The sequence below is a fragment of the Pseudomonas sp. PVC-3-1 genome (genome assembly GCF_057444315.1).
Genome location: NZ_CM172023.1, coordinates 3835501 through 3847138 on the forward strand (window position 1 = coordinate 3835501; position 11638 = coordinate 3847138).

Here is an 11638-nt window from a genome sequence, read left to right on the forward strand (position 1 = left end):
TATATTTCTACATAGCGGTAGGGAAATTCAATCGTTGGCTCAGCAGCAGGACATCGCGCAGGCGATGAAGGCGGTCGTCAGGGTGGTGATGCTCAGCCCCACCAGGAACAGGGTGTCGGCGACGCGTTCCAGACGGTGATTGCGCTGCACCTTGCGGGTGCGCAGGCCGAAGTAGGCGGCGAGGGTGGTGGCCAGGTAGATCACCGTGTTCACCGCGAGCATGTCCTGGCCGATCAGGTCGACGCGGTGCTGACCAACGATGATGCGCAGGATGCCGACCACGGTCAGGCACACGCCGACCATGGCGCCGGACGCGGCGAAGATATGCACGCAGATGTCGTCGTCCAGTTGGGCGGTATGGCTCTTGTGGCTCATGGCAGGTTCTCCCGGGCCGGCCGCTGCGGTTCATCCGCTCGCCTTGCCGGCTTCGTTGTGGCTGCCATGATAGGAAGGACGCGGTGTTTGCTGTACTCGCTTTCCCGGTGGCCCCAGGTGAACCGAAAAACAGCGGAAAATCAGCCAGATAACCGTCGTCTGCCACGGCAGGCGCGGGCGCTGGAGAAAGTTGAGCTCATATTGGAGGCGTCCCGGCGCATCCTGGAACGTCACGGCCTGGAAGGTTTCACCACCAACCACGTGGCGGAACTGGCCGGGGTCAGCGTTGGCTCGTTGTACCAGTACTTCCCCAACAAGGAGCGTATCCTCGACGAACTGGCCCGGCGCGAACTGGCGGCGCTGGCCAGCGGCATCATGGGCGCGCTCACCAGCCGCCCGCCGGAAACGCCCGGCGAGCGTATCCGCGCGGTGATCCACGCCGCCGTCAGCGCCTACGGCGGACGCACCGGCGCGCACAAGGCGCTGATGCATTACCTGATGACCCGTGGCGGCGGCAGCCCGCTGCCCGCCTTGCGCGGCAGCATCATGACCCACCTGGTGACCCACGGTCTGATCGGCCACGACCAGCAACTGCGTAAGCTCGCCGAGGCCGAGGTCTTCGTCCTCGCCCACGCGGTCGGCGGTGTGCTGCGTGCCCTGCTGGAAGATCCCGATGCCCTGGCGCCGGGACGGCGTGAGGGCATCGAGGAAGCGCTGGTGCAGCTGGTGCTGGCGTACTACCGATTGCCTGCAGTGCCGACCGTGACACCGGGCTGATACGCGGCGCGATCAGTCGCCGTTGGCCGGATAGTCGAAGCAGGCGAACTGCTGGCCGCCGTACTCGTTCTGCTGGCGTCGGCAAGTGTTGTTCTGTGCTTCGCAGGCGGCCACGGACTTGGCGTCGGCGGCCGGGACCACGATGCGCACACTGGGCAAGCCCTGCTCGTAGCCGTGGGCGATGAGGAGTTCGCCAACCTGTGCCAGCAGCTCAGGGTCCTTGCAGCTTTCAGCCAGATTGGCGCAGGCGTGGCCAACGTCCTGGACCTGGCTGGCATCGGGTTCCAGCACGAGGCTGGCGATGCCGGAGCGATTCTGCTCGCCGTCCTTGAATACGTCATAGAAGATCACCGGAGCACCGGTAGGTTTGAAGACCTTCACTTCCCTTGGTTGCAGGCTGAAGCCCAGGCCGTAGAGGACTTGTGCCTCGGCGAAGGTTTCGCCGGGCTGGACTGCGCGCAGATCTTTACCATTGACGACGGTCATGTTGAGTGCTCCGGCAAGAGTGGCCCCCCGCTCAGCCTAGCTCCGCCACCGAAGCCACTCATCATTCATTTGAAGGAAGTGCCAGCGCTACAACCACCAGCGCAGCAGATAGAACGCCCCCATGCTGAGGAGCACACTGAGCAGTACGTTGCGCGTCCACAGCACCAGCGCAACCGCGACGACGGCGCCGAGCAGGTAGGGGTTGTCCAGGCGCAGGTTCAGCTGGTGTTCGGGCAGGAACACGATGGGGCCGCAGATCGCGGTGAGCATGCCCGGAACGGCGAAGCCGAGGAACTGCCGAACGTTGCTGCTCAGGCGGATTGGCAGGCGCGGTTCGAGGAATACATAGCGGTTGAAGAACACGATCAGGCCCATGCCGAAAATCACTGCCCAGACCATCATGCGCGCACCCCCGAGAATTTCTGGCAGAGGAAACCGGCGAACATTCCCGCAAGCCCGGAAAGCACCAGCGCCGAACCGACCTGCCAGTAGCTGAGCAGCACTGAGCAAAATAGCGAGACAGCGACGCAGACCACCGTCGGGATGTTCTTCACCACCGGCACGATCAGGGCGACGAAGGTAGCGGCGATGGAGAAGTCCAGCCCCAGGTGTTCCAGCCCGGGAATGCTGGTGCCCACCAGCACGCCGGCGAGGGTGAAGAGGTTCCAGGCGATGTAGAACGTCAGACCGACGCCCAGTGCGTACCAGCGGTTGAAGGTTTCGCGGTCATGGCCGCTGGTGAGGGCGAACAGCTCGTCGGTGAGCAGGAAGCCCAGCCCCGCGCGCCAGCGCCCCGGCAGGCCGGAGATCACCGGGCGCATGGTCATCCCGTAGAGCAGATGCTGGGAGGTGAGCAGCAGCGTGGTGATCATGATCGAGAAGAACCCGGCGCCGCCCTTGAGCATGCCGATGGCCACCAGTTGCGCCGCACCGGCGAAGACGATGGCGGACAGGCCCTGGCCGTGCAGCGGCGACAGCCCGGCGTCGATGGCCAGGGAGCCGGCGAGCAGGCCCCAGGGCAGGACCGCCAGCGACAGCGGCATGATGTCGATGGCGCCCCTGAGGAAAGCGCGTGAGGGAAGCTGATCGTGGGACATGAACGTTTCTTGCAGGCAGGTAAGTGCCTTCAGCGTGGCAGAAACCGGCAGGGCCTGGCTTGAACAATCTTGCTGTCATTGAAGTTGCGTGCCCGCGGCGCATCTCATGGTGGGGGACGGGACAGGAACGCCAGCAGCGTGGCTTCCTCGGCGCTCAGGTTCTGCCGTTTGCGCGCCTTGCGCAGCCCGTCGAGCTCCCCGGCGAGGAAGGCCTCGATCACCCGCGGGTGCACGTAGCATTTGCGGCAGATCGCCGGGGTATTGCCCAGCTCGTCGGCTACCTGCTGGATGATTTCCTTGAGCTGACGGCTAGCGCTTTTCCCGTCTACCCAGCGGGTCTTGCGGCAGTGCTCCAGGGCCAGGGTGGTGCCGGCCCAGGTGCGGTAGTCCTTGGCCGTGAACTCCTCGCCGGCGTGCTCGCGCAGGTAGGCGTTGATGTCGCGGGAGTCGATCATGTGCCGCTGGCGGTCTTCATCCAGGTACTGGAACAGCTGCTGGCCGGGCAATTCCAGGCAGCGCCGGAGAATGCGCGCCAGGCGCGGGTGCTCGATGTCCACGCTGTGCTTCACGCCGCTCTTGCCGCGAAAGGCGAAGCGGATGCGCGTGCCCTGTACCTCGACATGGCGATTGTTCAGGGTGGTCAGGCCGAAGGAGCGGTTTTCCTTGCGGTAGCGCTGGTTGCCGATGCGGATCAGGGTGCGGTCCAGCAAGGCGACTACGGTCGCCATGACCTTTTCCGCGCCCAGGCCCGGTAGGGCCAGGTCCTGTTCGATGTGCCTGCGCAAGGCTGGCAGGCGCTGTCCGAAACGCAGCAGACGCTCGTACTTGGCGCAGTCGCGCACCTCGGTCCAGCGCGGGTGGTAGCGGTACTGCTTGCGTCCGCGCACATCGCGCCCGGTGGCCTGCAGGTGGCCCAGCGGGTCGATGCAGATCCACACATCGATGTACGCCGGCGGAATCGCCAGGCGATTGATGCGCTCGATCTCCGCTTCCACGCGGATGCGCTCGCCGCCCGGATCGAAGTAGACGAAGCGCCCACGCAGGCGGCGTCGGCTGATGCCTGGCAGGCTGTCGTCGACGTAGTGCAGGTCGGGGGGAAGCTCCAGCAGCTCCGGCGGTGTGCTCATGGCGGCTCCTCGAAGACTCTTCCGTAATGGATCGCGGAAGGGCCTGCGGAGTGCCGTTTTTTTCACCTGCCGCGTAACGGCCAGTCTCAGCGACGCCGATACCTGTAGGAGCGAGCTTGCTCGCGAACCGCCCAACGTCGGAGTCGCCGGTAACCGATCGCGGACAGAGTCCGCTCCTACGCTCGTTGCTTGTATCGGCGTGCAGATAGCGCACGCTTATGAAAAGCCCCGGAAGGCTTGCGCCAACCGGGGCTCTGCTCAACCCATCAGGCCACGACCGGAATCATCGGGTCGGCCGCCGCCAGCGCGGTGGCGCGATCGGCGGCCGGCGGGTAGATCCACACGGTGTTGATCTCGGTCTTGATCTTCTTGCCTTCCTCGCGCTGGAAGCGCACCTGGCGATCCCAGCCTTCGGTAAACAGCGCACCCCAGGCGCCCAGGTCCAGGCAAGTCACGTACTTGGGCTGGCTATAGGGGATGGGCGCCACGCCCAGCAGGTCGGCGGCGGCGTTGTTGCCGGCCGAACGGCCCAGCGCGATGGCGTGCTGGCAGGTCATCAGCGCGTAGTTGCCGGCGTCGTCCACCGCGGCGTAGGCGACGTCGCCGGTAGCGAACACCACGTCCTGGCCGATCACCTGGAGATTGCGGTCTACGTGCAGGCGGCCCTGGCGGTCGCGCTCGCCGGCAACCTGTTCGGTCAGCGAGCTGGCGCGTACGCCGGCGGTCCAGATCACGGTCTTCGCGTCGATGCGCTCGCCGCTGGAGAGCGTCACACCGTTCTCGTCGATGGATTCCACCGACGACTTCAGGCGCCATTCCACGCCCAGTTCGGCGGAGGCTTCGGCCACCACGGACTGCGAGGTCACGCCGAGCGCACCGCCGATTTCGGCGCCGCGATCGATCACGATCACCCGCACCTGAGCATCCGCGCCCAGCACTTCACGCAGGCGCGCCGGCATTTCGGTGGCGGTCTCGATCCCGGTGAATCCGCCGCCGGCGACGACTACGGTGTTGCGTGCTTCTGACGCCGGCAGCCGGGGCAGCGCGCGGATGTGCTTCTCGAGCCGAACGGCCTGGTCGATGTCATCCACGTCGAAGGCGTGTTCGATGCCTGGCAGGGCGGGGCGGGCGACCTTGCTGCCGCTGGCGAGGATCAGGCGGTCGAAGCCCAGGGTGGCAATCGCGCCGCTGGCGTCGCGGTAATCCAGTTGGCGGCCGTCGACGTCGATCTGTTCGACGGTGCCCTGGATGAAGGTCACGCCCACTGCGCCGAACAGATCGCCCAGCGGAGCGGCCATCTGGTGCACGTTCGGCTCGTAGAAGCGCGGGCGGATGCGCAGTTCGGCCTGGGGCGCGAGCACTGCGACTTCAACGTCGCCGCGCTGGTGCATATCGAGCAGACGGGTGGCGCTCAGGGCACTCCACATACCAGCGAAACCGGTGCCGACGATCAGGATGCGTTGTTTCATGGTGCTCTCCGACGAAAAGGATGAATCCAGGTTGTTGGGTTCCCGAGTGCCTGACATCGGAGCGGTTCGCTTCCCGGCTCGCCTCGGATAACTGCGACTATATTGGTCGTAGTTGTCTGGCGCAACCGATTTTTGCCTCAAACTCCGACCGTTCGTCACGGCTGCGCTGGGGGACGCGCCGCTGCTTCTATTTATGTGGAAAGTACCAGGAAGTGCAGGGGAGCCCGTGTCGTGGGTGACAGCTCGTCAGGAGGCGTGCTTAAGTGCTTGCCGGATACCCGGTGTGGTCGGAAAATAATGCGACTAATCTAGGCGGAGTTTGTGATGGCTTTGTACAGCGCGGGGGTGGAGTACGGCATTCACTGCCTGCTCTTCCTGACAGACGAGAAGGGCGACAGTCGCGACTCCAGCGTGCGTGCGCTGGCGGAGCTGCAGGGTGTGCCCCAGGAACTGCTTGCCAAGGTTTTCACCAAGCTGGCCAAGGCCGGTCTCGTGGCTGCTACCGAAGGCGTGCGCGGTGGGTTCCGTCTGGCGCGGCCGGCGGACGAAATCACCGTGTTGGATATCGTCAAGGCCATCGACGGCGACAAGCAGATTTTCGAATGCCGCGATATCCGTGGCCGCTGCGCGGTGTTCGACGGATCGCCGCCGGAGTGGGCGACCTGCGGCACCTGCTCGATCCACGCGGTCATGCTCACGGCGCAGAAACGCATGGAAGAAGCCCTGGCCCAGCACACCGTGCTCGACCTCGCGCGCCGCGTCGGGCGCAAGGCACCGCCGGAGTTCGGCGAGGCCCTGGTGCGCTGGATGGACGCCCAGCGCGACGGTTCCAGCGCCGCCAACTGAAAGAACCCTAGCGCGCATCACCGCCGCGCGGCTTGTAGAAGACGAACTCGTCGGTCTCGGCCGTGCGGATGTATTGCTTCGCCCAGGACGGCGAGGCGTGGCGATCGTGGAAGTACATGGCGCCGCGCGTGCGGTCGTTCAACTGCTGGTTCAATGCCCGGCGGGCGATTTCCTTGGCGATGTCGTAGCGGTTCTTTTCTTCCACCTGGTCGGAGCGGCCGTCGCACCACCAGGAAAACTGGCAGTGCTTCTGTTCCTGCCCCTGCTTGACCACACCGCACACGGTGTCGGGGAAGCCGCCGTGGCCCATGCGGTTGAGCACTACATTGGCCACCGCCTCCATATCCGCCTTGCCGCCGCCCTTGGCTTCCCAGTAGATGGTCCGCGACAGGCCGGTGAGGGCGTCGTCCAGTGGCGCCTTGCCCGCCGGATCCAGCGCCTTGACCTCGGATTGGGTGATGGGCGCCGGGCTGGCCACTGCTGTGGCCGGGTGGGCGACCTGCTGCTCCAGCACTTCGGCTTTGTGCTCCGCGGCCTGGGCCTTTTGGTCGGTCGAGGTGCCGATGGGCGCAGCGGAGCAATGGGATGCCAACAGCGCGAGCAGCAAGAGCGGAATAAAAAGGCGGCACATGATCGAACCTACCTGCGCAGCAGAATCAGCCTTGCCGTTGCTTGAGTTCAATCTGCGAACCCTGCAACGACGCCCTTCAGGCCGCCCCTGATTCAGTGAAAGAAGGCGAGGCGACTGCGCCTGGACGTTGTGACTGTACCTGGCGCAGTTAGATTCATTTTTCCAGCCAGACGGTAAACCCTGCAGCCCACGAATACCGGGGCCTAGGACAGATACCGCTGAAGGAACTCGGCCACCGCGAGCAACACCTCCGCCTGTTGCTCGCGGTGCGGAACGTGGCCGCAGTCGGGCAGCAGCCTGAGCATCGTCGGTACGCCGGGCACCGAGGTGAAGCGTTGCGGATGTGCGGCCGACCCGTACTCGTCCTGCTCGCCGTGCAGGCTGAGGATCGGGCATTTCACCTGCGCCAGTTCGGCATCCAGATTCCAGTCGCTGAAGTCGTCGGACAACCAGGTGTCGACCCACGCGCGCAGCACCCAGAAGGCCTTGTCGCCGTGGTACTTCTGCAGGCGTTCCAACTGCCCCTCGCGGGCAAATTCCATCTCCGCGGCACGGATGCCGTCTCGGGTCCGGTGTTCGACGAAGGCCTGGGCCGACTCGGTGATCAGCGCGGCGCATGCCTGCGGATGCAGTGCCACGCACGCCACAGCCATGGCGCCGCCGACGCTGTGGCCGAACACCACGCAACGCTCGAAGCCGAAGTGCTGTTGCAGCAAGGGGAGGAAGGTACGTGCCTCATCGTCGATGAAGTTCAGGGGCAGGGCGCCGGGATAGCGATCCGAGCGACCGAAGCCGAGGCGATCGTAGGCGATTACCTGGCGACCGGTAGAGCGCGCAAGCTGTTCCGGGAAGTCGCGCCACAGCGTCACGCAGCCCAGTGAATCATGCAGCAGCAGGATCGGCTCGCCGGTGGTTTCGGCGGGCGTCCAGTCCTGGGCGAACAACTGGCCCTTTTCGCTGCTGATCCAGTGTTCCCGGGGGCTGACGGGCAACGACATGACGCTCTCCTGTACTGACTCGCGGTGGGTTCGGTCATAGTATTCCGGCCAGGGGCCCGCGGCGATGTTCAGAAGGGCGCATGCATAGTCCGATCGGGCCAGGGGAATGAATGAAGCAGGTAGCGATTCTGGCCTATGAGGGCTGCTGGGCGATGGGGCTGTTTTCCGCCGCGGACTTCTTCCGCATTGCGGCGTTGCTGGAGCAGCACCTGGGCGTCGAGCAGTCCTTCGCGGTGCGGCTGGTGGCTGTCGATGGCGCGCCGGTGTTGGCCGCGGGTGGCCACGTCATTACGGCGGAGTCTTCGCTGGCGGACGCCGGGGCGGCCTCGCTGATTGTCCTGCCGGCCATCGAGGGGCCGCGCCTGACCAGCTTCGTGCCCGATGCACGAGTGCTGGAATGGTTGGGCGAGCGCATCGATGCCGGCGCGCGGGTGCTGGCGCTGACCACCGGCGCTGCATGGCTGGCGGCGAGTGGGCGCCTGGATGGCGGGCTGCTGGCCACACACTGGGCCTTCGTCCGGCAACTGGGCAAGCGCTATCCGGCGTGCCGCTTCGTGGCGCGGGAATCCTTCCTGGAGGAGGGCGGGTTGTACAGTACCGGTTCGCTCAATGGCTGTTTCGACGCCCTGCTGGACGTGCTCGCCCGCGACCGCGGCGACCGCTTTGCCCAACTCTGCGCCACTCACCTGCTGGTGGCGGACCCGCACCGTCTCGGTCCGATCCTGCCGGGCCATCGCAACCATTGCGACGACACCGTGCTGCGGGTGCAGGACTGGATCGAAAGCCACTACGCCGAACCGCTGACAATCGAGCGCATGGCGCGCCAGGCCGGCGTCAGCCAGCGGACCTTCAAGCGCCGCTTCAGCGAGGCAACCCGATTGCCGCCGAACCTGTACCTGCAGCAGGTGCGCATCGACAAGGCGAAGAAGCTGCTGCTGGCGACTTCGCTGTCGGTGCGCGAGATCGCCGCCGAGGTCGGCTACGAGAACGTCAGTTTCTTCGTTCGACTGTTCAAGGCGCGGGCCGGCACCACCCCGGCGCGCTGGCGTAGCGGCTCATAAGCATTCCTTAAGGCAAGCCTGGGATGATGACGACTCGCGGCCGGAGCTGTCCCGGGCAGTGCTCACACCGGGTCCGGTCGCTTTTTTTGAATCTACGAAGGAGTCCTGCCTTGGACACTTGCCCTGGTCGATTGCGACAGGTCTGAACAGCGAGCCGTCCGGCAGAACCCTGCCACTGTCTCGCTGCGTTGCGGACAGTGGCGATACGCATCCCGCCACGGGATGACGTCTCACCATTCCCCTGCGGGGCCAACCGACCCTTCGCTCCCTCGCAATCCATCACCCGAATGCGCGCCGGCATCGCCCGGCGCATGGAGCGGCTGTGCGCCGCAAACGAGGTGGAACATGGATTGGAAAATCTTCCTGCTGCGGGTCGCCGCGGCACTCATCCTCGGCGCCCTGATCGGCGCCGAACGCCAGCTGCGCCAGCGCCTTACCGGCCTGCGCACCAACGCGCTGGTCAGCACTGGCGCTTGCCTGTTCGTGCTGATGACCCAGGCCATGCCGGGGCTCTCGGCGGATGCGCCGCGCATCGCCGCCTACGTGGTCTCCGGCATCGGCTTCCTGGGTGGTGGCGTGATCATGCGTGATGGCCTGAACGTGCGCGGCCTGAACACCGCCGCCACACTCTGGTGTACCGCCGCCATCGGTGTGCTGTGCAGCATGGGGCTGTTGCTGGAGGCGGCGCTGGGCAGCGTGGTGGTGCTGTGCGCCAACATTCTGCTGCGTGACATTGCCCAGCGCATCAATCATCAGGACGTACTGCCGGCCAGCGAGGCGGAGCAGCGCTATGGCGTCGCCATCGTCTGCCGTGCAGAGGACGAAATCCAGGTGCGCAGCCTGATGCTGCACAGCCTGGACAGCAGCGAACTGCGCCTGCAATCACTGCACAGCGAGGACCAGGCCAACCCGGCGAAACTGGAAGTGCGCGCCGAGCTGCTCGGCGGCCACGGCGCCGCCGGCCAGCTGGAACGCATGGTCAGCCGCATCAGCCTGGAGAAAGGCGTCAGCTCGGTGCGCTGGCAGCTGTTCGAGCTGGCCAGCGACTGAGCTCTTTTGTAGGAGCGAGCTTGCTCGCGAACCGCTTTGGCAGCGACGCCTGGGCTGTTCGCGAGCAAGCTCGCTCCTGCAGGGTTGGCTCCGTCGCATGACCTCGCGTAGGAGCGGACTCCGCCCGCGATGAGCCGGCATGGCCGGCATTGGTTGGGCGCGCGAACAGGCTCGCTCCTGCAGTGATGCGTACGGATCAGCGATTGTTGCGATAGCGCTCGGTCAGGGACTGCACGCGGGAGACATAGGTTTGCGTCTCCTCGTAGGGCGGTACGCCGTTGTACTTGTCCACGGTCATCTCGCCGGCGTTGTAGCCCGCCAACGCCAGCGTCTGGTTACCGTTGAAACGCTTGAGCAGCCACGCCAGATAGCGCACGCCACCGCGAATGTTCTGCCGCGCGTCGAACGGATCGTTGACGCTGAAGCGCTCGGCGGTCTCGGGCATCAACTGCATCAGCCCCTGGGCGCCGGCCAGGGAGATCGCGTCTGGGCGAAACGCCGATTCGGCATGAATCACCGCGCGCACCAGTGCCCTGTCGACGCCATAGGAGATCGATGCGGCTTCGATCTCCCGTCGATAGGATCGGGTGTCCAAGGGCAGCGAGGCGACCCTGAAATCCTTTGGCATCCGGCACAGGTAGCAGCCCTTGATGTAGTTCACCTCGATGATATCGACCCGCGCGGTAATCCCGACGGGGCGTCGGCTCACGTATTGCCGAACGCCCTTGTGGACGAAGGTGTACACCCGAATCCGCTCTGCGCCCGGAGTGTCGTTTCGCTCGAGTATGGGCGTGGCCTTCGATCGGGCGGCGGCACCTGTCTTGCCAGTCTGCTGGGTGCAGCGTGCGCCGCTGATGGCAGGGTTGGAACGGCTGACAGTGCCGTCGCGGGTCTGGCACTTGAACTGGGCGCTGGCGTAAAGCGGGGCGATCAGCAACGCCAGCCCGATGCAGCCAGGAAGACTCCTGCGAGTCCATCGCCATACCTTGGAACTCATCACACCGCTCCGCGCCACGGGCGCCGATCAGGTTCAAAGAACCTGATCCGTGCTGGGAAGAAACGCCAACAGGGGCCATCGCTGCAGGGTTGTTCCTGAGCGACCTGCCGTTTCGTTCCGGTAGTTATAGCGCTTGCCACTGAACCTGGAATTCGAGTTGACGTACGGCCTGCCGGCATCCCTGAACCTGGCGCAGGCTCCGGAAGCCGGCGCCGCCACATGCGCCTGCCTGAACTCGTGAGAAGGCAGGCATCGACGGCAGCTTGCCGGTTAGGCTGGTGGAGGACTCGTTCGCGAGCAAGCTCGCTCCTACAGGTCGGATGCAGGAGCGAATTTGCTCGCGAACCAGCGCAAAGCTGAACTCAGCCGAGAATGAAGTACACCTTGCGTACCGGCGTTAGGTTTTCCCAGGTGCCCTTGAAGCCTGCCGCGACCACGAAGGAATCCCCCGGCCCGAAGGTCTTGGCCACGCCGTCGGCGTCGGTCAGGCGCACAGTGCCCTCGAGGATGTGGCACAGCTCGTCGTAGTCGCACTCGCAGCGTTCCAGGTGCACGCCGGCCTCCCAGATGCCGGCGATGGCGTTTTTCTCCGGCGCCGCGAAGTGCCGCCAGCTGCGGCTCTGGTAGGGCGCATCAACGATGGCCGGGTCGTTGATCTCGCGCTCTTGCGGGGCAAGTTCGGGGTTGGCGAAGTCGATGACGTGGCGAGGCAGGGTGGACATGA

The 11638-nt window shown here is 65.3% G+C and carries 14 protein-coding genes; 4 read left to right on the plus strand and 10 right to left on the minus strand.

Going from position 1 to position 11638, the window contains the following annotated elements:
* Nucleotides 1–39: 39 nt before the first annotated feature.
* A complete protein-coding gene (locus AC2T4A_RS17930; protein WP_416749378.1) occupies nt 40–375 on the minus strand; it encodes a hypothetical protein in 336 nt (111 codons plus the stop codon).
* A gap of 117 nt (nt 376–492) precedes the next feature.
* Between AC2T4A_RS17930 and AC2T4A_RS17935 the strand changes: the two genes are divergently transcribed.
* On the plus strand, nt 493–1152 hold the full coding sequence (locus AC2T4A_RS17935; RefSeq protein WP_486741407.1) for a TetR/AcrR family transcriptional regulator: 660 nt from the start codon (nt 493–495) through the stop codon (nt 1150–1152).
* Nucleotides 1153–1164: 12 nt separating this feature from the next.
* Here AC2T4A_RS17935 and AC2T4A_RS17940 read toward each other — a convergent pair whose 3' ends face one another.
* The 5 genes from AC2T4A_RS17940 to AC2T4A_RS17960 form a co-directional block, all read right to left on the minus strand.
* Nucleotides 1165–1638 carry a hypothetical protein gene (locus tag AC2T4A_RS17940; protein WP_486741408.1) on the minus strand — a complete coding sequence of 158 codons (474 nt, stop codon included), beginning with the start codon at nt 1636–1638 and terminating at the stop codon, nt 1165–1167.
* An 87-nt stretch (nt 1639–1725) separates the two neighbouring features.
* A complete protein-coding gene (locus AC2T4A_RS17945) occupies nt 1726–2040 on the minus strand; it encodes an AzlD domain-containing protein (RefSeq protein WP_478378751.1) in 315 nt (104 codons plus the stop codon).
* Entirely contained in the window at nt 2037–2735 is a 699-nt protein-coding gene (locus AC2T4A_RS17950) for an AzlC family ABC transporter permease (RefSeq protein WP_486741409.1), read from the minus strand. Before AC2T4A_RS17950 ends, AC2T4A_RS17945 begins: the two co-directional genes overlap by 4 nt.
* 104 nt (nt 2736–2839) lie before the next feature.
* Complete coding sequence (locus AC2T4A_RS17955) at nt 2840–3862, minus strand: DNA topoisomerase IB (RefSeq protein ID WP_486741410.1); 1023 nt, start codon at nt 3860–3862, stop codon at nt 2840–2842.
* A 266-nt stretch (nt 3863–4128) separates the two neighbouring features.
* Nucleotides 4129–5331 (minus strand): NAD(P)/FAD-dependent oxidoreductase, encoded by a 1203-nt coding sequence (locus tag AC2T4A_RS17960; protein ID WP_416749391.1) that lies wholly within the window; start codon nt 5329–5331, stop codon nt 4129–4131.
* A gap of 324 nt (nt 5332–5655) precedes the next feature.
* On the opposite strand from AC2T4A_RS17960, the gene AC2T4A_RS17965 reads away from it, so the two are divergent.
* Entirely contained in the window at nt 5656–6177 is a 522-nt protein-coding gene (locus AC2T4A_RS17965) for an RrF2 family transcriptional regulator (protein WP_486741411.1), read from the plus strand.
* 7 nt (nt 6178–6184) lie between these two features.
* Here the strand turns inward: AC2T4A_RS17965 and AC2T4A_RS17970 are convergent, their stop codons facing one another.
* Together AC2T4A_RS17970 and AC2T4A_RS17975 are read right to left on the minus strand one after the other, a co-directional pair.
* Nucleotides 6185–6808 carry a cell wall hydrolase gene (locus AC2T4A_RS17970; RefSeq protein ID WP_486741412.1) on the minus strand — a complete coding sequence of 208 codons (624 nt, stop codon included), beginning with the start codon at nt 6806–6808 and terminating at the stop codon, nt 6185–6187.
* A gap of 203 nt (nt 6809–7011) precedes the next feature.
* Nucleotides 7012–7806, minus strand: coding sequence for an alpha/beta fold hydrolase (locus tag AC2T4A_RS17975; RefSeq protein ID WP_478378754.1), 795 nt, complete (start codon nt 7804–7806; stop codon nt 7012–7014).
* A 110-nt stretch (nt 7807–7916) separates the two neighbouring features.
* Between AC2T4A_RS17975 and AC2T4A_RS17980 the strand changes: the two genes are divergently transcribed.
* Together AC2T4A_RS17980 and AC2T4A_RS17985 are read left to right on the plus strand one after the other, a co-directional pair.
* The gene (locus AC2T4A_RS17980; RefSeq protein WP_486741413.1) at nt 7917–8867 is read left to right on the plus strand and encodes a GlxA family transcriptional regulator; all 951 of its coding nucleotides are present in this window, start codon (nt 7917–7919) and stop codon (nt 8865–8867) included.
* Nucleotides 8868–9212: 345 nt separating this feature from the next.
* The gene (locus tag AC2T4A_RS17985; protein WP_416749401.1) at nt 9213–9917 is read left to right on the plus strand and encodes an MgtC/SapB family protein; all 705 of its coding nucleotides are present in this window, start codon (nt 9213–9215) and stop codon (nt 9915–9917) included.
* A gap of 196 nt (nt 9918–10113) precedes the next feature.
* Here the strand turns inward: AC2T4A_RS17985 and AC2T4A_RS17990 are convergent, their stop codons facing one another.
* On the minus strand, nt 10114–10914 hold the full coding sequence (locus AC2T4A_RS17990; RefSeq protein WP_486741414.1) for a lytic transglycosylase domain-containing protein: 801 nt from the start codon (nt 10912–10914) through the stop codon (nt 10114–10116).
* Between the two features lie 362 nt (nt 10915–11276).
* Nucleotides 11277–11636, minus strand: a complete 360-nt coding sequence (locus AC2T4A_RS17995; RefSeq protein WP_416749405.1) for a cupin domain-containing protein — start codon at nt 11634–11636, stop codon at nt 11277–11279.
* Between the last annotated feature and the right edge of the window lie 2 nt (nt 11637–11638).